Source organism: Pseudomonas sp. LBUM1643 (assembly GCF_059716215.1).
Genome location: NZ_CP166813.1, coordinates 4,383,294 through 4,403,249 on the forward strand (window position 1 = coordinate 4,383,294; position 19,956 = coordinate 4,403,249).

The 19,956-nt window shown below is 58.1% G+C and carries 18 protein-coding genes; 9 read left to right on the forward strand and 9 right to left on the reverse strand.

Features of this window, described 5'->3' with window-relative positions; genetic code table 11:
- Nucleotides 1-24 precede the first annotated feature (24 nt).
- The 3 genes from ACA063_RS19755 to ACA063_RS19765 all read right to left on the reverse strand — a co-directional run bounded on the left by ACA063_RS19755 (nucleotide 25) and on the right by ACA063_RS19765 (nucleotide 2,148).
- Nucleotides 25-996: a L,D-transpeptidase family protein gene (locus ACA063_RS19755; protein ID WP_497663031.1), complete on the reverse strand. Its 972-nt coding sequence runs from the start codon at nucleotides 994-996 to the stop codon at nucleotides 25-27.
- Between the two features lie 196 nt (nucleotides 997-1,192).
- The gene (locus tag ACA063_RS19760; RefSeq protein ID WP_003226812.1) at nucleotides 1,193-1,486 is read right to left on the reverse strand and encodes a hypothetical protein; all 294 of its coding nucleotides are present in this window, start codon (nucleotides 1,484-1,486) and stop codon (nucleotides 1,193-1,195) included.
- Nucleotides 1,487-1,542: 56 nt separating this feature from the next.
- Nucleotides 1,543-2,148 carry an arylesterase gene (locus tag ACA063_RS19765; protein ID WP_194692400.1) on the reverse strand — a complete coding sequence of 202 codons (606 nt, stop codon included), beginning with the start codon at nucleotides 2,146-2,148 and terminating at the stop codon, nucleotides 1,543-1,545.
- A gap of 10 nt (nucleotides 2,149-2,158) precedes the next feature.
- Here ACA063_RS19765 and ACA063_RS19770 point away from each other — a divergent pair, with 10 nt between their 5' ends.
- Together ACA063_RS19770 and ACA063_RS19775 are read left to right on the forward strand one after the other, a co-directional pair.
- Nucleotides 2,159-2,842, forward strand: coding sequence for an ABC transporter ATP-binding protein (locus ACA063_RS19770; RefSeq protein ID WP_123510220.1), 684 nt, complete (start codon nucleotides 2,159-2,161; stop codon nucleotides 2,840-2,842).
- Nucleotides 2,842-5,346: an ABC transporter permease gene (locus tag ACA063_RS19775; RefSeq protein WP_497663032.1), complete on the forward strand. Its 2,505-nt coding sequence runs from the start codon at nucleotides 2,842-2,844 to the stop codon at nucleotides 5,344-5,346. The genes ACA063_RS19770 and ACA063_RS19775 overlap by 1 nt, the downstream gene beginning before the upstream one ends.
- Before the next feature lie 91 nt (nucleotides 5,347-5,437).
- Here ACA063_RS19775 and greB read toward each other — a convergent pair whose 3' ends face one another.
- Complete coding sequence (gene greB / locus ACA063_RS19780; protein WP_497663033.1) at nucleotides 5,438-5,911, reverse strand: transcription elongation factor GreB; 474 nt, start codon at nucleotides 5,909-5,911, stop codon at nucleotides 5,438-5,440.
- A gap of 315 nt (nucleotides 5,912-6,226) precedes the next feature.
- On the opposite strand from greB, the gene ACA063_RS19785 reads away from it, so the two are divergent.
- Nucleotides 6,227-6,892, forward strand: a complete 666-nt coding sequence (locus tag ACA063_RS19785) for a GNAT family N-acetyltransferase (protein ID WP_497663034.1) — start codon at nucleotides 6,227-6,229, stop codon at nucleotides 6,890-6,892.
- Between the two features lie 51 nt (nucleotides 6,893-6,943).
- On the opposite strand, the gene ACA063_RS19790 is transcribed toward ACA063_RS19785, so the two are convergent.
- The 3 genes from ACA063_RS19790 to ACA063_RS19800 form a co-directional block, all read right to left on the reverse strand.
- The gene (locus ACA063_RS19790; RefSeq protein WP_497663035.1) at nucleotides 6,944-7,252 is read right to left on the reverse strand and encodes a class I SAM-dependent methyltransferase; all 309 of its coding nucleotides are present in this window, start codon (nucleotides 7,250-7,252) and stop codon (nucleotides 6,944-6,946) included.
- A 248-nt stretch (nucleotides 7,253-7,500) separates the two neighbouring features.
- Nucleotides 7,501-7,935 carry a DoxX family protein gene (locus ACA063_RS19795; protein ID WP_150712628.1) on the reverse strand — a complete coding sequence of 145 codons (435 nt, stop codon included), beginning with the start codon at nucleotides 7,933-7,935 and terminating at the stop codon, nucleotides 7,501-7,503.
- A 105-nt stretch (nucleotides 7,936-8,040) separates the two neighbouring features.
- Complete coding sequence (locus ACA063_RS19800) at nucleotides 8,041-9,462, reverse strand: MltF family protein (protein WP_497663036.1); 1,422 nt, start codon at nucleotides 9,460-9,462, stop codon at nucleotides 8,041-8,043.
- A gap of 221 nt (nucleotides 9,463-9,683) precedes the next feature.
- On the opposite strand from ACA063_RS19800, the gene ACA063_RS19805 reads away from it, so the two are divergent.
- A complete protein-coding gene (locus ACA063_RS19805) occupies nucleotides 9,684-10,490 on the forward strand; it encodes a TatD family hydrolase (RefSeq protein ID WP_497663037.1) in 807 nt (268 codons plus the stop codon).
- 130 nt (nucleotides 10,491-10,620) lie between these two features.
- Here ACA063_RS19805 and ACA063_RS19810 read toward each other — a convergent pair whose 3' ends face one another.
- A complete protein-coding gene (locus tag ACA063_RS19810) occupies nucleotides 10,621-11,850 on the reverse strand; it encodes an acyl-CoA dehydrogenase (RefSeq protein ID WP_162437535.1) in 1,230 nt (409 codons plus the stop codon).
- Between the two features lie 175 nt (nucleotides 11,851-12,025).
- Here ACA063_RS19810 and ACA063_RS19815 point away from each other — a divergent pair, with 175 nt between their 5' ends.
- The 3 genes from ACA063_RS19815 to ACA063_RS19825 all read left to right on the forward strand — a co-directional run bounded on the left by ACA063_RS19815 (nucleotide 12,026) and on the right by ACA063_RS19825 (nucleotide 14,572).
- The gene (locus ACA063_RS19815; RefSeq protein ID WP_162437536.1) at nucleotides 12,026-12,955 is read left to right on the forward strand and encodes a LysR family transcriptional regulator; all 930 of its coding nucleotides are present in this window, start codon (nucleotides 12,026-12,028) and stop codon (nucleotides 12,953-12,955) included.
- A gap of 169 nt (nucleotides 12,956-13,124) precedes the next feature.
- Nucleotides 13,125-13,526, forward strand: a complete 402-nt coding sequence (locus ACA063_RS19820; RefSeq protein ID WP_497663038.1) for a MerR family transcriptional regulator — start codon at nucleotides 13,125-13,127, stop codon at nucleotides 13,524-13,526.
- 146 nt (nucleotides 13,527-13,672) lie between these two features.
- The gene (locus ACA063_RS19825; RefSeq protein ID WP_497663039.1) at nucleotides 13,673-14,572 is read left to right on the forward strand and encodes a hydroxymethylglutaryl-CoA lyase; all 900 of its coding nucleotides are present in this window, start codon (nucleotides 13,673-13,675) and stop codon (nucleotides 14,570-14,572) included.
- Between the two features lie 677 nt (nucleotides 14,573-15,249).
- Here ACA063_RS19825 and ACA063_RS19830 read toward each other — a convergent pair.
- Nucleotides 15,250-16,944 (reverse strand): AMP-binding protein, encoded by a 1,695-nt coding sequence (locus tag ACA063_RS19830; protein ID WP_497663040.1) that lies wholly within the window; start codon nucleotides 16,942-16,944, stop codon nucleotides 15,250-15,252.
- 205 nt (nucleotides 16,945-17,149) lie between these two features.
- Here ACA063_RS19830 and ACA063_RS19835 point away from each other — a divergent pair, with 205 nt between their 5' ends.
- Nucleotides 17,150-18,313, forward strand: coding sequence for an isovaleryl-CoA dehydrogenase (locus ACA063_RS19835; protein WP_497663041.1), 1,164 nt, complete (start codon nucleotides 17,150-17,152; stop codon nucleotides 18,311-18,313).
- Between the two features lie 12 nt (nucleotides 18,314-18,325).
- The gene (locus tag ACA063_RS19840) at nucleotides 18,326-19,933 is read left to right on the forward strand and encodes a carboxyl transferase domain-containing protein (RefSeq protein ID WP_497663042.1); all 1,608 of its coding nucleotides are present in this window, start codon (nucleotides 18,326-18,328) and stop codon (nucleotides 19,931-19,933) included.
- Nucleotides 19,934-19,956 lie beyond the last annotated feature (23 nt).

Genomic DNA, 19,956 nt, shown 5'->3' on the forward strand with positions numbered 1-19,956 from the left:
AACGTCGGCGGGTCCTTTTAGCCGTTACTGCTGCAAATCAACCGGTGTACTTGTCACCATCGGCGCAGCACCATTGGGCACAGCGATTTCCACTGGCAAGCCATCTTCAGCGGCGACCACATCACGCACCACATCCCAGTTCATGCGCAGGTTGTTGGTGATGTCCTCACGCTTGAGCATCGCGTTGATCACGGCAGTGTGCTTGTCGACGACCGACGGGTTGCCGTTATCGTCCAGCGGCGTGTGTGCCTCAAGATAGACCTTGCCCGCGCTTACACCGAACTTGTACGGATCATTGATGATGCGTACCGACGTACCCACCGGCACCATGCCCGCCATTTCCAGCACATTGTTGTTGAACATGCGGAAGCAACCGTGGCTGGTACGCATGCCGATACCGAACTTCTTGTTCGAACCATGGATCAGGTAGCCAGGAGTGCCCAGATTGAATTTGAACGGCCCCAGGGGGTTGTCCGGGCCTGCCGGCACCACGTTTGGCAGCGGATCACCGTCTGCCAGGTGTTCGGCCTTGATCGACGCTGGAGGGGTCCATGTCGGATTAGGCGTCTTGGCGGTGATGGTCGTGTGGGCGATAGGCGAGCCCCAGCCCTCACGGCCAATCCCCAGCGGGAAGGTGTAAACCACGTCCCGGCCTTTCGGGTAGTAGTAAAGACGGTATTCAGCCAGGTTGATCACGATGCCTTCACGAGGTCCTGGCGGCAGGATGAAACGTGTTGGCAAAATGATTTCGGTGCCGGCACCGGGCAACCAGGCGTCGACACCCGGGTTGGCCGCGACCATTTCCGAATAGCCCAGATCGTAGGTGGTACCAAGGTCGGCGAAGGTGTCTTCGTACTTGGCCTTGATCACTTGCACCTGGCCGATGATGTCTTCACCAGGTGGCGGGAGAGGCAACTCCAATGCTGCAACGGGACCCGCCGCACACAGAGCGGCAAGAGTCAGGCAGCGGGTGACGGCGGGAAAGCGCGGCAACATCCGGAAAATCCTTCGCATGATCGACATGGGTATAAAAACGGGATTGTACACCGGCGTTTCGGTATTCGGGGAGACGCACCGATAGAGCGCGTCAATGCTGGAAACTTTATGGATTGCAGGACGTTTCGAACGCATACCGCTTTCAGCGGGAGCCGGACTGCCCCTGCAAGGAAACTGATCGACGGCTGGCTGCAGATTAAAGCTCGAACCGCAATTCCGGCCAGATCGGCGAGGTACCGCGTTTTTGCGACTCAAGAATGGCGCGACACAGCGAGCACAGGCGCTGATCCTGAAACACCCGGCGGTCAACGCTCGACCAGCGAGGCTGAGCCGGCAACAGGCTGCCACACAACGTTCGGTCTGCGGAACCACCCAACTCCAGCTGCCGGGTCACCAGATGTACGCGCACTTCCTGGCAGGCGAACAGATCCAGCTGTTCGTCAGGCTCGATCAGTTGATAGGCGAAAAGTGACCAGGCGGGACGCGGCATCGGGGGCTCCAAATAGGGGGCGCCACCTTAGCCGAAACATCGCGACTAGAAAAGCGTCAAAGCAGCGGTTTCAGTGCCGGCCAGACATTTTCCAGTAACTTGTCCTGCGCCCCTGCCGCCGGGTGCAGACCGTCGGCTTGCATCAGGTCCGGATGACCGCCTACGCCATCAAGAAAAAACGGTACCAAGGGGATTTTTTTCTCGGTTGCCACATTGCCGTAGACCTCGGCAAATGCCTTTGTGTAACGAGCACCATAATTGGGCGGCAACTGCATGCCGAGCAGCAACACTTTCGCTCCACTGGCGCGGGAGCTGTCGATCATCGACGCAAGATTTTGTTGCAATTGCGTTGGCAGCATCCCGCGCAAGCCGTCGTTGCCACCCAACTCGAGGATCACCAGCTCGGGTTTATGCTCTGCAAGCAGCGCTGGCAGGCGTGCCTGGCCCCCGGCACTGGTGTCGCCACTGATGGACGCATTGACCACCTTATCGTCGAAACCTTCGCGCTTGAGCCGCTGCTCAAGCAAAGACACCCACCCCAACCGGGTATCCAGGCCGAAACCGGCGCTGATACTATCGCCAACGATCAGGACTGTACCCGCCGCTGCGTTCTGGGCCATGCACATCAAGGCCAGGCCAGCACTCAAAAACCACACTCGCATCGGATTCTCCATGGGCGCAAGCATTCTCACCGCGAAGAACCTCAGCAAAGTGGTACCCAGCGCGGAAGGTGAACTGACTATCCTGCACGAACTCAGCCTGGAACTGAACAAGGGCGATAGCCTGGCTATCGTCGGCGCCTCGGGTTCGGGCAAATCCACCCTCCTCGGCTTGCTCGCCGGTCTCGATCTGCCGAGCAGCGGCGAAGTCACGCTCGCCGGCCAGGCCCTGAGTAATCTCGATGAAGACCAGCGCGCTCGTATCCGCGCCGAACACGTCGGCTTTGTCTTTCAATCATTCCAATTGCTCGACAGCCTCAACGCGCTGGAAAACGTCATGCTGCCGCTGGAGCTTGACGGCCGTAAAGACGCTCGCGAGCGCGCTACGGAGCTGCTGCAACGGGTTGGGCTGGGCCAACGATTGACCCATTCGCCAAGGCAACTCTCCGGAGGCGAGCAGCAGCGAGTGGCCATTGCCCGTGCGTTTGCCGCCGAACCCGACGTGTTGTTCGCCGACGAACCCACTGGCAACCTCGACAGCCACACGGGCGAGCGGATCAGCGATCTGTTGTTCGAACTCAACAAGGAACGCGGCACGACCCTGGTGCTGGTAACTCACGACGAACGCCTGGCACATCGCTGCCGGCGCCTGATCCGACTTGAAGCCGGCCTGCTGGTCGCCCCCCTGGAGCCTTGATGGCACGCCTGCCGTTTTTGCGTTTGTTCAGCCTCGCCATTCGTCAACTGCTGCGCGACGCCCGCGCCGGTGAGTTGCGCGTGTTGTTCTTTGCTTTGCTGGTGGCAGTTGCGGCGAGTACCGCGATCGGATACTTCGGTGCCCGTCTCAACGGCGCCATGATGCTGCGCGCCACGGAATTCCTCGGTGCCGACCTGCTGCTCGAAGGCAGTTCACCGGCAAGACCCGAACAAATCAAAAGCGGTACGGAGCTGGGGCTAGAACATGCTCAGGTCGTCGAGTTCTCCAGCGTCATTGCCACTGACAACGGCATTCAACTGTCGAGCATCAAAGCCGCCGATGACGCCTACCCCCTGCGAGGAGAGCTGAAAAGCGCCCCTGCGCCCTTCGCTCCGGAAGAATCCGGTGGCGGGCCTGAATCCGGGGAAGCCTGGGTCGAAGCACGACTGTTGACGGCGCTGGACCTCAAGATCGGCGACAGCATCGACGTCGGCATGAAAACACTCAAGCTGGCTCGAGTACTGACCTACGAGCCCGATCGTGCTGGCAACTTCTATAGCCTCACACCACGCGTGATGATCAACCTCAGCGACCTCACGGCGACCGGCGTAGTACAACCCGGCAGCCGGGTCAGCTACCGCGAACTCTGGCGTGGCAAAGCCGAAGCGCTGGAAACCTATCGTCAACTGATCAAACCCGGGCTGGCCGCAAACCAGCGCCTGCAGGATGCCCGCGATGGCAACCGGCAGATCGGGGGCGCGCTGGGCAAGGCCGAACGTTACCTGAACATGGCCAGTCTCGTGGCGGTGTTGCTATCCGGTGTGGCGGTCGCCTTGTCGGCAACTCGCTTTGCAACTCGCCGGTTCGACGCCAGTGCGTTACTGCGTTGTCTCGGTCTGTCCCGGCGGGAAACCATGGTGTTGTTCAGTTTGCAGCTGACAGTGCTGGGACTGCTCGCGAGCATCAGCGGTGCCGTTATCGGCTGGCTGGCGCAGCTCGGACTGTTTGCACTGTTGCATGATCTGTTGCCGAGCGATGTGCCACCGGGCGGCCTGTTTCCAGCCGTCGCCGGTATCGGCACCGGGCTGGTGGCACTCGCCGGGTTCGCCCTGCCACCGTTGGCCGCCCTGGGTCGTGTTCCACCATTGCGGGTCCTGCGCCGGGACATGCTGCCCATTCCATCCAGCACCTGGATGGTTTACGGCGCCGCGCTGGGTGCGCTGGGATTGATCATGTGGCGGCTGAGCCTGGACCTGGTGCTGACCTTTGCCCTGCTCGGTGGCGGCGTCATTGCCGCCGTGGTCCTGGGCGGATTGCTGTTACTGCTGCTCAAAAGCCTGCGCCGTATGCTGGCCCGCGCGTCGTTGCCGTGGCGACTGGGGTTGGGCCAATTGCTGCGCCATCCACTGGCGGCTGCGGGACAATCCCTGGCCTTCGGCCTGATCCTGCTGTCCATGGCATTGATCGCACTGCTGCGAGGTGAACTGCTGGACACCTGGCAGAATCAACTGCCCAAAAACGCTCCCAACTATTTTGCGCTGAACATTCTGCCGGCGGACAAGCAGGCGTTTACCGATCGCCTGATCGAACTGTCCGCACAAGCGGCGCCGTTATACCCGGTGGTGCCGGGGCGTTTGATCAGCATCAATGGCGAGCCGGTTCAGGAAATCGTCAGCAAGGACTCTGCCGGTGACCGGGCGATCCAGCGGGATCTGAGCCTGACGTGGGCAGCGGACCTGCCTCCAGGCAACACACTCACGGCGGGCAATTGGTGGATAGAACAGGCCCCCGAGGATATCCCCGGCGTGTCCGTGGAAGGCAAGGTTGCTGAAAGTCTTAAGCTCAAGCTCGGCGATCATCTGGTCTTTACCGTCGGCGGGGTCAATCGCGAAGCGAAAGTCACCAGCTTGCGGGACATCAACTGGGACAACTTCCAGCCCAACTTTTTCATGATCTTCCAGCCCGGCACATTGAAAGATTTACCGGCGACCTATCTGACCAGCTTCTATCTGGCAGCCGGTCATGATCAGCAAATCGTGGACCTCTCCCGCAGCTTCCCCGCGGTGACCATCCTGCAAGTGGAAGCCCTGCTGGAACAGCTGCGCAGCATCCTCGCCCAGGTCACCCTGGCGGTGGAGTATGTCCTGTTGTTTGTATTGGCGGCGGGTATGGCGGTGCTGTTTTCCGGGTTGCAAGCCACACTGGATGAACGTATTCGCCAAGGCGCCTTGCTGCGCGCACTGGGGGCGGAGCGCAAATTGCTGGTCAAGGCCCGACGGATCGAGTTCGGTCTGCTGGGCGCAGTCAGTGGATTACTGGCAGCGCTGGGATCGGAACTGGTTAGCCTGGTGCTATATCGCTACGCATTCGACCTGCCTTGGCATCCGCACCCGTGGTTGCTGGTCCTGCCATTGATCGGTGCCGTGCTGATCGGCGGTGCCGGAGTTTTTGGCACACGTCGAGCCTTGAACGCGAGCCCACTGACCGTACTGCGCGAGGGTTGATGTAAGTCACCTCGCGTTACCTCACAAACCCTGACACCGCGCGGTTACTTCTGGAAAGTGAAGCGCGGCCAGGTTTGGTGATTAACTGCGGCTACTGCGGATAAGAAACCTGGTTGATCCACCACAACATTTCACCGTTCGGCGTCTGCACAACGGCCTCATCGCCCACTTCCTTCTTCAATAGTGCACGCGCCATCGGAGAGTCGATCGAGATGTAATCGTTGCGACCGTAGATTTCGTCATAGCCGACAACCCGAAATTTCTTGATGTCCCCCGCTTCGTTTTCAATCTCGACCCAAGCCCCGAAAAAGACTCTTCCTTCCTGCTCAGGCGAGTACTCGACCACCCGCACATCTTCAAGCCGCTTGCGAAGGTATCTGACCCTGCGATCAATTTCCCGCAGCAGCTTCTTGTTGTACTGATAGTCGGCATTTTCACTACGGTCACCCAGTGACGCTGCCCAGGTCACCTTGCGAGTGGTGTCCGGACGCTTTTCTCGCCAAAGAAAATCGAGCTCATTTTTCAGGGCCTCATGACCTTCCTTTGTGATGATGTTGGTACTCAAGTCGGGCGTCTCCTGGGGCGATCACGAACTGGCGGGGAGTAACGCCAGGCTTTCCACTAACCTGAAAGGTAGCGGGCACTGCAACATTCTAACTTCCGTGCAGCAAGCCAAAAAGGAATCGTTTACGACTCAATCAGATAGCTCAGAAAACTCAATCGATTCTATTTTTTGGTACAAAGTATCGGTGGTTTTATGACGCTTTTCCGAGCAAACAAAATTTAACTAGCTAACATCTTGTTACAAAGGACAAAAAACTGGCATTTGATCGTCATGCATATTGCCTTTTCCATCCGGATATTTTTTGTGGAGGACGCCATGATCGTGCAGCAGCTGCTTCAGAAAAGCCAAACGAAGATTCGTAAGAACGGGTTATCCAACGCGATTCACCAGCTGTTGTTGAAGACGGTCAACGCCTTCATGCTGTTCAAGATACTGCGCGGCGTAACGCTGCAGAAAGTCGACAGCAAATTTCTCGACTACCCCTCGAACTTCAAGCCGATGTTTCTCAGTGAACAGATGATGCGCCACTACTCGCGCGATCCAGTGAACGAGATGCCCGAGAGTTTCATTGAAGAGTCCATAGCCAAGGGCGATCAGTGCTTTGGCATCTTCGATGGCGCGGTACTGGCCTCCTACGGCTGGTACTCGCGGCAACCCACGCATATCGATCCGCCGGAGCTGTTCCTGCACTTCGACTCGTCCTTCGTGTACATGTACAAGGGTTTCACCCATCATGACTATCGCGGTCAGCGCCTGCATGCGATCGGTATGAATCTCGCGCTCAAGCACTACCTTGAGGAAGGTCACAAGGGCCTGGTCTCCTATGTCGAGTCGAGCAATTTCGATTCGTTGAAGTCCATCTACCGCTTGGGCTACATGAACGTTGGCTCGATCTACCTGATCCGCCTGTTCGGCCGATACCGGAGCTTCACCAGCAAAGGCTGCGAGCCCTACGATCTGGCCTTGAAAGGGCTTGTCTGATCAGTCGAGAAAAAGAAGCCGGCACGCTCGCTCATCGGTCTGCGCTGAGATTCAGCGACGGGTAATGAGCCCCTGCCGAGCTACACGGGTCAGTTGCTTGATGACTTCCACCGCGTCTTCAAGGCTTGGAGATTGAATCACCGCCAGGTCGAAGCTGTCGTTGGCGAATCGAGCAAGTGATTCACCGTCTTCGACAAACTGGATCAGAAAAGCAGCTGGACCGCCGGTGCGGCGAGGCCATCCATCGAGATAACGCAAAAGCGTCGGCTGATGTTTACCGCCAAGCAGGATTTTTGGATTGCGCTGGGTGAGATGTGCCGTGATCGGCGCGGGACGTATAACGGGGCTTAGTGCATTCATCGTGTCGTGTCTCTGCCTCAAAAGTCTGCATGGCAGGTGAGAGGCAACACCGAACCAGCGCTTTAGCGGTATTTCGAAGCCCGTTTCAAGCTTCTATCGGCAACTGAATGAGTCACCTGGCGCCCCGCAAGTAGCTGTTTAAATCGGCGCATGAGCAGCATCCTAGAGAAGCTGACGCAGGAGTGTCAAGAATATCGAGCAACAAAAAAGGCCTGCGAAATGCAGGCCTTTTCGTTGAACCAGAGCGGTCAGCCCGCGATGGCACGGTCCACCGACAGCTTGCCGGCACCTTCGATCAGTACCGCGATGCTGCCACCCAACAAGGCCAGGGCAAATTCATAACCGTTATTGGCCATGAACAGACCGTGGCTGATATGCACGGTAAAGATTGCCACCAGGGAAAGGAACGCCAAACCCAGCGCCGCAGGACGAACCAATAGCCCGATGATCAGGGCAAGACCCGCGAAAAACTCGGTACCACCGGCCAATGTCGCCATCACGTAGCCCGGTGTCAGGCCGAGGCTTTCCATGTATTGCGCAGTGCCGGCCAACCCGTACCCACCAAACGCGCCGAACAGTTTCTGCGAGCCGTGGGCAGCGAAGATGATTCCGACGAAGATCCGCAGGACCGTCAGGCCGTAGCCGGCGCGGGTAAACAGTACCTTGTTGATCAGTGTGCTCATGCTGTGTCATCCATTTTTGGGTTGTAGGTTGGTTGGCCGCTATATTAATCGGAAAAGCTCATGTTAAAAGCGCAAATACTCCACCATAACAATCAGTTTAGTCGATCATTTACGTGAGGCAACTTTTTGCCCCGGAGGCTCCAACGATTCCCGCTCCCGATCGAACGCCAAGTAATACTTGTTCACGCTATTAACATAGCTGACAGGGCCCATTCCCACCTGCTCCATGGCAATGCGCTCAACCTGGAAGAACCACTGATTGGGGTTCAAGCCGCGTCGTCGTGCTTCGGCGCGCATACCTTGAACCCGTTCCGGCCCAATATTGTAGGCCGCCAGCACGAACGCCATGCGCTCACGCTCATTGAGTTTGGGACTTGAAAAGAACTTGCGACGAATCATCGCCAGGTACTTCGCCCCGGCCTGCACGTTGGCATCGAGCTCCTGGATATTGTCGACGCCCACCCGCTGGGCCGCAGAGGGGGTGATCTGCATCAGACCGGTAGGGCCGCTGCCACTTCGGGCATTGGGTTGCAATGCGGATTCCTTGAACGCCAGTGCCGCCAGATTCAGCCAGTCCATGCCCTGGGCATCGGCATGTTTCTGCAGCACAGGTCTTAGCTTCTCCAGCCGCTGGCGATTGGCCTTGGCGAGCGGATAGTGCACCTGATAGAGGCGTCGGTAGATACGCAGGAAAGCCACATCCTGATCCGAAGGTTTCTTGTAGGTCAGCAGAAAGCGATCAATGCTCGCCCGCAACATCGACGCATCGCGGCGCACGAACCAGAACTCCTCGCCCGGATCGCTGATCAGAACCTGCCGGTCAAATCGCAGTTTCGGCAGGATTTTGCCCCACCGTTCGGCGATAGGTTGTTCGACGATGGTCAGGTGAAAAATTCCGCCCTGAACCATTTCCAGCACGTCCTCGACCGCCAGGCTGGGATCGACCCACTCGATTTTCACCGGTGGCAGTTTATGCAGGGCAAGTTTCTGGTTGATCTGACTGACCGCGTCCCCGGCAGCGCTGCCTGTAGGCAGCGCCAGGGTTTTGCCGGACAGTTGCTCAAGACGGGTGTAACGGCGCTCGCCCTTGATACCGACCAAAACCAGCGGAACATTGCTGGCGATCGGCTCACTGGTACTGACGGCATGGCCGGGCTGCAGATCGAGCAGCTCACCTGGCGCCACCAGGTCTCCCTCTCCTCGCTGCAAGGCACCAATCAGCTGATCCTTGCCTTTGGGGATGATCTTGAACGTGATTTCCTGACCGTCACGGGCGTGGCCGTTGAGGTATTGCTCGAAGGCGCGCAGGCGATGGTATTCGACACCGATGGGCTGGCCCTGGACTTCGCCGGAGCTGTTACGGCTTTGATTGACCAGTACCCGCAGTACGCGACTGCTGCGAATTTCCGCCAAATCACGCACCTTGGCCGACGGCACGACTTGCGAAGGTCCGGCCAGACGCGCCTCTGCCGGCATCGGCAGCAGCAAAGCACCACACAGCAGTAACAAAATCGAGGGACGTATCATCCACTCTCCGAAAAGAATACTGGCCGATTTCAAGATTTCGCGAAATCGAACGACAGAAACAGAGCTGACAAAGCGCGTAAAACTGGCGTCGCGGTAGCAACCTGACCAGCCCGACCTGCCTCGCGGCATCAAAAGACAGCTTCAACTCGTTGTAGTTCTTGGCTTTTCTTATAAATCTACAGCTCTGATATGCTTTCCGGCCTTTGGTCCGAGGTAGCACCATGCAACTCATCGATATCGGCGTCAACCTGACCAACCCCAGTTTTGCCGGCAAACACCAGGCTGTACTCGACCGCGCGTACGCCGCCGGCGTGTGCCAACTGGTACTGACCGGGACCAGCGTAGAAGGCAGCGAACAGGCGCTGGAGCTGTGCCAGCAACTGGATGAAAGCACTCAACGGCTGTTCGCCACCGCCGGCATTCACCCTCACTCCGCCAGCGACTGGAACGCCGACAGCGCTCAGCGTCTGCGCAGTTTGCTCAGGGAGCCAAACGTGGTGGCCGTGGGTGAATGCGGGCTGGATTTCAATCGAGATTTCTCCCCCCGCCCACAACAGGAAAAAGTCCTGGAAGAACATCTGGCGATGGCGGTCGAGCTGCAAATGCCGGTATTCCTCCACGAACGTGATGCGAGCCAGCGCTTGCTGGACATCCTGCGTGACTACCGCGATCAGTTGCCTGCCGCCGTCGTGCATTGCTTCACCGGAGAAAAGAAAGCGCTGTTCAGTTACCTCGACCTGGATTTGCACATCGGCATTACGGGATGGATTTGCGACGAGCGTCGAGGCACGCACCTTCATCCGTTAGTGAAGGAAATCAAACGCGGGCGGTTGATGCTGGAAAGCGATGCGCCGTATCTGTTGCCGCGCAGCTTGCGGCCCAAGCCTAAAAATGGCCGAAACGAACCGGCGTACCTGACCGAAGTCTTGCGCGAAGTGGCGGTGCATCGAGGGGAAAGCGAGGAAGATCTGGCGGCCCACAGCACCGCATGCGCGCGGGCTTTCTATGGACTTCCGACCATCGACTGACGAATTGAAAAATGTGTTGGAGCGAGCCTGCTCGCGATTGCGATCGGACATTCAATGTTGAATGAATGTCAGTCCGTCATCGCGAGCAGGCTCACTCCCACATAGACCCCGATTATCTTCAAAGAGGGAATCAGTGACTGCTGCGCATCATTTCCTTGGGTACATATTTACCGATCTCGAACTTGCCGATTGCTGCACGGTGCACTTCGTCCGGGCCATCAGCCAGTCGCAAGGTGCGCTGCATCGCATACATGTAGGCCAGCGGGAAATCGTTGGACACCCCTGCCCCGCCATGGATCTGGATCGCCCGGTCGATCACCCGCAACGCTACGTTGGGGGCGACAACCTTGATTTGCGCAATCTCGCTCTTCGCCACCTTGTTACCGACGGTGTCCATCATGTACGCCGCTTTCAACGTCAACAGACGCGCCATGTCGATTTCCATCCGCGAATCGGCAATCTTGTCGATGTTGCCACCCAGACGCGCCAATGGTTTGCCGAACGCGGTACGGCTCACCGAGCGCTTGCACATCAGTTCCAGCGCCCGCTCAGCCATGCCGATCGAGCGCATGCAGTGGTGAATTCGGCCAGGGCCGAGACGACCTTGTGCGATTTCGAAGCCCCGACCTTCGCCCAGCAGGACGTTCTCGTAAGGCACCCGCACATTCTCGAACAGGACTTCTGCGTGACCATGCGGTGCATCGTCATAACCGAATACCGGCAGCGGACGCACAATCTTCACGCCGGGAGCGTCCACCGGCACGAGAATCATTGAGTGCTGGGCATGACGCGGCGCGTCAGGATTGCTCAAGCCCATGAAGATCAGGATTTTGCAGCGTGGATCGCAGGCACCTGAGGTCCACCATTTCTTGCCATTAATGACCCACTCGTCACCATCGCGCACAGCACGAGCAGCCATGTTGGTGGCGTCAGACGAAGCCACGTCCGGCTCGGTCATGGCGAACGCCGAACGGATTTCACCGCGCAGCAGGGGTTCGAGCCAGCGTTGTTTCTGCTCTTCGTTGGCGTAACGCACCAGCACTTCCATGTTTCCCGTATCGGGTGCCGAGCAGTTGAAGGGCTCAGGACCGAGCAGCGAGCGGCCCATGATTTCTGCCAGCGGTGCGTATTCCAGGTTGGTCAGGCCGGCGCCGAGCTCGGACTCAGGCAGAAACAAATTCCACAGGCCTTCGGCCTTGGCCTTGAGTTTGAGTTCTTCCATGATCGCCGTCGGCTGCCAGCGATCGCCCTCGGCGACCTGGCGCTCGAACACAGCTTCAGCAGGATAAACGTAGGTGTCCATGAACGCGGTCACGCGCTCACGCAGTTCTTGCACCTTGGGCGAATAAGCGAAATCCATGGGCAGCTCTACCTTTTAACGGGGGTTTCGAGGAGTTGTTCAGGTCATGCAATCGATGCTAGAACAGCTACGAATATTTACCTAGCCTATTCTCGGCGTGTATTAACATTCATCACCGATATATGATCGACTGATCGAGCCACCCTTCTATAACAAGAGCAGAGAGCCCAGCGCCATGAATCTGAGCAAGGTCGACCTCAACCTTTTCATCGTCTTCGACGCGATCTACACCGAAGCTAACCTGACGCGCGCGGGGCAAATCGTCGGCATTACTCAACCTGCTGTTTCCAACGCCCTCGCCCGCTTGCGCGAAACCTTCAACGATCCGTTGTTCGTGCGCACCGCCCAGGGCATGGTGCCGACCCCCATGGCCCAGAACATTATCGGCCCCGTGCGTAATGCGCTTTCCCTGCTGAGGGTCTCCGTGCAGGAAAGCCGTATTTTCAACCCGCTGCAGGCGGCCAAGACCTATCGAATCAGCATGACCGACCTCACCGAGGCGGTGATTCTGCCACCGCTTTTCCAGCGTCTGCGTCGCCTTGCCCCGACGGTGATCATCGAGAGCTTTTTGTCCAAGCGTCGAGAGACCACAAAGGAACTGGCGGCCGGTCGTCTGGACTTCGCCGTCGACGCTCCGCTCAATACCGACCCACAGGTACGTCACGTCAAGCTGATGGAAGACCGGTACGTGTGCGCCATGCGCAAGGGCCATCCCTTGGTGGGGAAGGAAAAATTCACCCTGGATGATTACCTGTCCCAGACCCACATCCATATTTCCAGTCGCCGCAGTGGACTGGGGCATGTCGACCTGGCGCTGGGCAAAATGGGGATCCAGCGCAAGATCGCCCTGCGTTCCCAGCATTACCTGATGGCTTCACAAGTCTTGCAACAGACTGACATGGTGATGACCGTGCCGGAGCGCTTCGCCCGCCGCAATGACTTGCACGCCTTCACTTTGCCGGTGAACGATGTGCCACCGGTGGAAACCCATCTGTACTGGCATGAAAGCACCGATCAGGATCCAGCCAACCGCTGGATGCGCGAGCAGATGATCGAGTTGTGCCAGCAGGTGACGGCGCATGAGAAGAAGCTCGACAAGGCATAGGCCGTTGTACCGTAGCAGCCTCAATGCTGAAATACGGAAAGTGCGTTCGCCATAGAGGTGGACGCGCCTGCTCGCGATGAGGCCTGCAAGGTCATCCAAAATTCACGCCCCTTGACGTAAACGTCAACCTGACATTAGCTTAGCGCAATGACCTTTTTCGAGCGCGCCCATGAGCAGCCAGACCTACAGCATTTCCGACCTTGCCCGCGAACTGGACATCACCACCCGGGCCATTCGCTTTTATGAAGAGCAAGGCTTGCTGAGCCCCGAGCGGCGCGGGCAGGAACGTATTTATTCTCCGCGGGACAAAGTCAGCCTGAAGCTGATCCTGCGAGGCAAGCGCATTGGCTTTTCGTTGGCAGAATGCCGCGAGCTGATCGAACTCTACGACCCCACCGGCGGCAATCAGAAGCAGCTGCAAACCATGTTGAACAAGATTGCCGAACGCCGCGACCAGCTGGAACAGCAGATGCTCGACATTGAGCAGATGAAGCTGGAGCTGGACACGGCGCAAGAACGTTGTGTGCAGGCGCTGGAGCAGACGATCAAGAGCCAGGAAGCACGCCAGTAACCGCACCCATCCATACCGTGGGAGCAAAGCTTGCTCGCGATGAGGGTATGACCTTCAACCTTGATGTCGACTGACAGGCCGCCATCGCGAGTAAGCGTTGCTCCCACGGGGTCATTCGAAAATTCAGACACCACAGGTCGATTCCCATGTCCCTTCCTACCCATGTACGCCTGGTCGAAGTCGGCCCTCGCGATGGTCTGCAAAACGAAGCCCAACCGATCAGCGTCGCCGACAAGGTGCAACTGGTCGATGCACTGACCGCCGCAGGTCTGGGCTATATAGAAGTCGGCAGCTTCGTGTCGCCCAAATGGGTGCCGCAGATGGCCGGTTCCGCTGACGTCTTCGCGCAGATCCAGCGCAAACCAGGTGTTACCTACGGTGCACTGGCCCCCAACCTCAGAGGGTTTGAAGACGCGATTGCCGCCGGGGTAAAGGAAGTGGCTGTATTCGCAGCAGCGTCCGAAGCGTTTTCCCAGCGCAACATCAACTGCTCGATCAGTGAAAGCCTGGAGCGTTTTGTGCCGATCATGGACGCCGCCCGGCAACACGGCGTGAGCGTGCGGGGTTACGTTTCTTGCGTGTTGGGATGCCCATACGAAGGCAACGTTGAACCGGCACAAGTGGCCCGTGTAGCCAGGGAGCTTTACGCCATGGGCTGCTACGAAGTGTCTCTGGGCGACACCATTGGTACCGGAACCGCTGGCGCGACCCGCAAGATGTTCGAGGTGGTGTCGGCTGACGTGCCACGGGAAAAACTCGCTGGGCACTTCCACGACACCTATGGCCAGGCCATGGCCAATATCTACGCCAGCCTGCTGGAAGGCATCGCGGTGTTCGACAGTTCCATCGCCGGGCTAGGTGGCTGTCCATATGCCAAAGGCGCCAGCGGTAACGTGGCGACTGAAGATGTGGTTTACCTGCTCAATGGCCTTGGCATCGAGACCGGCATCGACCTGGACGCGTTGATTCTGGCCGGGCAGCAGATCAGTGCGGTGCTGGGGCGAGCATCCGGCTCACGCGTGGCAAAGGCTCGCAGCGCGCAGTGAGTCCTCGGGTGTGTCCGGGTGTTACCGCTGCATCTGAAACGTGGGCGGAAACGAGTAACACGGAAACAAAATGTCTGGCTTGAGCTAAGTGAAAAATCCGACAAATACTCAAGCCATTGATTTTAAAGGTATTTTAAAAGTTGGCACGGCTCCTGCTATCTCTATGGCATAACAAGAATAAAAAGCGGCAAACCAATAAAAATAAGATGAAACGTATCTGACATAACAAGAACAACACGGCAGAAACGTAGCTAACAGATTTTTTTGGAGAAGGTGTGCTTTTCAGGGTGCTTTTCGGAGTAACCCGCAACCGGGCAGAGAACAATAAAACTACCTTCAGGTAGCTCCCGAACTGGTTGGATCGCTTGGCGAAAAAGCAGATCAGCGCTCAAAAAAATACGTTTGCTCTTGATCCCGGATGGGGATCGAAAAAAACAGCGGTAAAAGGGTCACGGTTTCCAAAAACAATAAATGACCGCCCCTCAATAATAAAAAAAGAGCACACGCAACGACAAATTAAAGGGGAGCTTAGGCTCCCCTTTGTGCTTTCTGGCATTTGGATTTCTGCTCAACATCGCCCTCTGACACAACACAAATCCCCCGTAGGAGCTGGCGCAGCCTGCGATCTTTTGATCTTCAAAAAAGCAAAATCAAAAGATCGCAGGCTGCGCCAGCTCCTACGGTATCGCTTTGAGCTCCTCGATACTGATCTCACGCATCCGAAACTTCTGAATCTTCCCGGTCACCGTCATCGGGAACTCTTCCACAAACTTGAAGTACCGCGGTGTCTTGAAGTGCGCGATGCGCTCCTTGCACCACACTTGCAGCTCCTGCTCGGTAGCGCTGTGGCCCGGATGGAACTTGATCCAGGCAACAATCTCTTCACCGTACCGCGAGCACGGAATCCCGATCACTTGCACATCGGCCACCGCCGGATGGGTAAAGAAGAACTCCTCCAGCTCGCGCGGGTAAACATTCTCGCCCCCACGGATGATCATGTCCTTGTTACGCCCGGCAATGCAGACATAACCCTCCTCGTTCATGCTCGCCAGGTCCCCGGTATGCATCCAGCCGGCCTGATCGATGGCCTCGGCGGTGCCTTGCGGGTTGTTCCAATAGCCGAGCATCACGCTGTAACCGCGAGTGCATAACTCGCCAATGGTGCCTCGCGGCACCAGGTTACCGGCCTCATCGATAATTTTGCTTTCCAGTTGCGGTTGGGTACGACCGACAGTGGTAACGCGCAATTCGAGTTCGTCCGACGGACCGGTCTGCAAGGACACCGGACTGGTTTCCGTCATGCCATAGGCAATCTGCACTTCGCTCATGTGCATTTCATTGATAACCCGGCGCATCACCTCAATGGGACAGGTCGCCCCGGCCATGATCCCGGTACGCAGACTCGACAGATCGAATTCGGCGCGCTGCGGCTGATCAAGCATGGCAATGAACATGGTGGGCACGCCGTACAACGCGGTGGCTTTTTCTTCGGCGACCGTACTGAGCGTCAACAGCGGATCAAATGCGTCGTTGGGGTAAATCATGGTGCTGCCGTGAGTGATGCAACCGAGGTTGCCCATCACCATTCCAAAGCAATGGTAAAGCGGCACCGGAATGACCAGTCGATCATCAGCGGTCAGACCGAGGCTTTCACCGACCATGTACCCGTTGTTGAGAATGTTGTAATGACTGAGGGTCGCGCCCTTGGGGAAGCCCGTGGTGCCGGAGGTGTACTGGATGTTGACGGCCTGGTCGAAATGCAGGCTTTCCTGACGTTCGTGCAGCTGCTGTACCGATACGCTGGCGGCCAGATCCGCCAGTTGCGACCAAGGCAGAAAGCCGGAAGGCGGCTGTGCATCAAGGCTGATGACGCCGCGTAACTCAGGCAGGCGCTCGCTCTGTAATTTCCCGATGGATTGCTCTGCCAGTTCGGGCACCAGGCTCTGAAGCATGGCGTGGTAATCAGAGGTTTTGAACGCACTCGCGCAGACCAGCCATTGGCAACCCGACTGCTTGAGCACGTACTCGAGTTCAGAGCTGCGATACGCCGGGTTGATGTTGACCAGGATCACACCAATCTTCGCGCTGGCAAACTGGCTGATGCACCACTGCGCACAGTTCGGCGCCCAGATGCCGAGACGGTCGCCGGTCTGCAAACCTAGCGCCAGAAGCGCCCTGGCGTGCAGGTCTACGGCTTCGGACAATTGCTGCCATGTGTAGCGCAACTTCTGATGGCGCACGACGAGCGCTTCCCCATTCGGGTACTTCGCGACGGTGCTGTCAAAGGCCTGACCTATAGTCATCGCCAGCAAGGCTTTGTCCTGGGAACCGCGGGTATAGCTGCGCTGCGGGCTTGCACTGGGTTGATCCATGACGACCCCTATTGTCTTTATTAATGGGCGTTACGGCGGCCCCGATGGGAGGTCCGCTGTTCTATCTTGAACTGGCTCTACTCTCGCTCAAGTTGACGTTAACGTAAAGGGTGATTGACAGCCATTCGTCACAGGCTTACGTTAACGTAAAGGTGAGAGCTGATTCACTGTCCTCCCCGCCCAACAAAAAAGCCAAAGGTGACCCATGAGCTACCCATCCCTGAACTTTGCCCTCGGTGAGACCATCGACATGCTGCGCGATCAGGTCCAGTCCTTCGTCGCCAAAGAGGTCGCCCCGCGCGCCGCTCAGATCGACATCGACAACCTGTTCCCTGCCGACCTGTGGCGCAAATTCGGCGACATGGGCCTGCTCGGCGTCACTGTGCCGGAAGAGTACGGCGGTGCTGGCCTGGGTTACCTGGCCCACGTGGTGATCATGGAAGAAATCAGCCGGGGATCGGCCTCGGTGGCGCTATCCTACGGCGCGCACTCCAACCTCTGCGTCAATCAGATCAACCGCAACGGCACTCACGAACAGAAAATCAAATACCTGCCGAAGCTGATCAGCGGCGAGCACATCGGCGCCCTGGCCATGAGTGAGCCAAATGCCGGCTCCGACGTGGTCTCGATGAAACTGCGTGCCGACAAACGCGGCGATCACTACGTGCTCAACGGCAGCAAAACCTGGATCACCAACGGCCCCGACGCCAACACTTACGTGATCTACGCCAAGACCGACCTGGAAAAAGGTCCTCACGGCATCACCGCATTCATCGTCGAACGCGACTCGAAAGGCTTCAGCCGCAGCAACAAATTCGACAAGCTCGGCATGCGCGGCTCGAACACCTGCGAGCTGTTCTTCGATGACGTCGAGGTGCCGGAGGAAAATATCCTTGGCGTGCTGAACGGCGGCGTAAAGGTGCTGATGAGTGGCCTCGATTACGAACGCGTTGTGCTCTCCGGTGGCCCGACCGGGATCATGCAATCCTGCATGGACCTGATCGTTCCCTACATTCACGACCGCAAACAGTTCGGTCAGAGCATCGGCGAATTCCAGCTGATCCAGGGCAAAGTCGCCGACATGTACACCCAACTCAACGCCAGCCGCGCCTACCTGTACGCAGTTGCCCAGGCCTGCGAGCGCGGGGAAACCACCCGTAAAGACGCCGCGGGCGTGATCCTCTACAGCGCCGAACGCGCCACGCAAATGGCCCTCGACGCGATCCAGATTCTCGGTGGCAACGGTTACATCAACGAATTCCCGGCCGGTCGTCTGTTGCGTGACGCCAAGCTGTACGAAATTGGCGCCGGGACCAGTGAGATCCGTCGCATGTTGATCGGTCGCGAACTGTTTAACGAAACCCGCTAACCGGAGCTGCCCATGGCTATCCTGCATACCCAGCTCAACCCCCGTTCAGCGGAGTTCGCGGCTAACAGCGCGGCGATGCTCAAACAGGTGGACGCCTTGCATACCCTGCTCGCTCAAGTACAGCAAGGTGGCGGCGCAAAGGCTCAAGAACGCCACACCTCGCGGGGCAAATTGCTGCCCCGTGAACGGATCAACCGACTGCTCGATCCGGGCTCGCCGTTTCTCGAAATCAGCCAGCTCGCGGCCTATGAGGTTTACGGCGAAGACGTTCCAGCCGCCGGCGTGATTGCCGGGATCGGCCGCGTGGAAGGCGTCGAATGCATGATCGTCGCCAACGACGCCACCGTTAAAGGTGGCTCGTACTACCCGCTGACCGTGAAAAAACACCTGCGCGCCCAGACCATCGCGCAGCAGAACCGCTTGCCGTGCATCTACCTGGTGGACTCAGGCGGCGCCAATTTGCCGCGTCAGGATGAAGTGTTCCCGGACCGCGAACACTTCGGTCGAATTTTCTTCAACCAGGCCAACATGAGCGCCATGGGCATTCCGCAAATTGCAGTGGTCATGGGTTCCTGCACTGCAGGCGGCGCTTATGTGCCGGCGATGGCCGATGAAGCAATCATGGTGCGCAACCAGGCCACTATCTTCCTCGCCGGCCCGCCGCTGGTGAAGGCGGCGACCGGTGAAGTGGTCAGCGCCGAAGATCTGGGTGGTGCCGATGTGCACTGCAAGATCTCCGGGGTGGCCGATCACTACGCCGAGAGCGATGAACACGCCCTGGCCATTGCCCGGCGCAGCATCGCCAACCTCAACTGGCGCAAACTGGGTGAAGTGCAACAACGCACCCCGATCGCCCCGCTCTACAACAGCGACGAGCTGTATGGCGTGGTGTCGGCGGATGCCAAACAACCCTTCGATGTGCGTGAAGTGATCGCGCGGTTGGTGGACGGTTCGGTGTTCGACGAATTCAAAGCATTGTTCGGGACGACCCTTGTGTGCGGTTTTGCCTACCTGCACGGTTACCCGATCGCCATCCTGGCCAACAACGGCATCCTCTTCGCCGAGGCCGCGCAGAAAGGCGCGCACTTTATCGAACTGGCTTGCCAGCGCGGCATTCCACTGTTGTTCCTGCAAAACATCACCGGTTTCATGGTCGGTCAGAAATACGAGGCCGGCGGGATTGCCAAGCACGGCGCCAAGCTGGTGACTGCGGTGGCCTGCGCAAAAGTACCGAAGTTCACCGTGATCATCGGCGGCAGCTTTGGCGCCGGGAATTACGGCATGTGCGGACGGGCCTACGACCCACGCTTCCTGTGGATGTGGCCGAATGCGCGCATTGGCGTAATGGGTGCCGAACAGGCAGCGGGTGTGCTGGTGCAGGTCAAGCGCGAGCAGGCTGAACGCAGCGGTCAGGCCTTCAGCGCCGAGCAAGAAGCCGAGATCAAGCAACCCATCCTCGATCAGTACGAAGAACAGGGACACCCCTATTATTCCAGCGCCCGGCTGTGGGACGACGGCGTCATCGACCCCGCGCAGACCCGCGATGTGTTGGCCCTGGCGTTGTCCGCCTCGCTGAATGCGCCCGTCGAGCAGAGTCGCTTCGGCGTGTTCCGGATGTGATCGGACCTTGTAGGAGACGGATG

Excerpts from the sequence above, each read along its gene's own strand:
- ACA063_RS19755 (WP_497663031.1), bottom strand. The coding sequence starts at position 996 with ATGTTGCCGCGCTTTCCCGCCGTCACCCGCTGCCTGACTCTTGCCGCT.
- ACA063_RS19760 (WP_003226812.1), bottom strand. The coding sequence starts at position 1,486 with ATGCCGCGTCCCGCCTGGTCACTTTTCGCCTATCAACTGATCGAGCCT.
- ACA063_RS19765 (WP_194692400.1), bottom strand. The coding sequence starts at position 2,148 with ATGCGAGTGTGGTTTTTGAGTGCTGGCCTGGCCTTGATGTGCATGGCC.
- ACA063_RS19770 (WP_123510220.1), top strand. The coding sequence starts at position 2,159 with ATGGGCGCAAGCATTCTCACCGCGAAGAACCTCAGCAAAGTGGTACCC.
- ACA063_RS19775 (WP_497663032.1), top strand. The coding sequence starts at position 2,842 with ATGGCACGCCTGCCGTTTTTGCGTTTGTTCAGCCTCGCCATTCGTCAA.
- ACA063_RS19785 (WP_497663034.1), top strand. The coding sequence starts at position 6,227 with ATGATCGTGCAGCAGCTGCTTCAGAAAAGCCAAACGAAGATTCGTAAG.
- ACA063_RS19790 (WP_497663035.1), bottom strand. The coding sequence starts at position 7,252 with ATGAATGCACTAAGCCCCGTTATACGTCCCGCGCCGATCACGGCACAT.
- ACA063_RS19795 (WP_150712628.1), bottom strand. The coding sequence starts at position 7,935 with ATGAGCACACTGATCAACAAGGTACTGTTTACCCGCGCCGGCTACGGC.
- ACA063_RS19800 (WP_497663036.1), bottom strand. The coding sequence starts at position 9,462 with ATGATACGTCCCTCGATTTTGTTACTGCTGTGTGGTGCTTTGCTGCTG.
- ACA063_RS19805 (WP_497663037.1), top strand. The coding sequence starts at position 9,684 with ATGCAACTCATCGATATCGGCGTCAACCTGACCAACCCCAGTTTTGCC.
- ACA063_RS19810 (WP_162437535.1), bottom strand. The coding sequence starts at position 11,850 with ATGGATTTCGCTTATTCGCCCAAGGTGCAAGAACTGCGTGAGCGCGTG.
- ACA063_RS19815 (WP_162437536.1), top strand. The coding sequence starts at position 12,026 with ATGAATCTGAGCAAGGTCGACCTCAACCTTTTCATCGTCTTCGACGCG.
- ACA063_RS19820 (WP_497663038.1), top strand. The coding sequence starts at position 13,125 with ATGAGCAGCCAGACCTACAGCATTTCCGACCTTGCCCGCGAACTGGAC.
- ACA063_RS19825 (WP_497663039.1), top strand. The coding sequence starts at position 13,673 with ATGTCCCTTCCTACCCATGTACGCCTGGTCGAAGTCGGCCCTCGCGAT.
- ACA063_RS19830 (WP_497663040.1), bottom strand. The coding sequence starts at position 16,944 with ATGGATCAACCCAGTGCAAGCCCGCAGCGCAGCTATACCCGCGGTTCC.
- ACA063_RS19835 (WP_497663041.1), top strand. The coding sequence starts at position 17,150 with ATGAGCTACCCATCCCTGAACTTTGCCCTCGGTGAGACCATCGACATG.
- ACA063_RS19840 (WP_497663042.1), top strand. The coding sequence starts at position 18,326 with ATGGCTATCCTGCATACCCAGCTCAACCCCCGTTCAGCGGAGTTCGCG.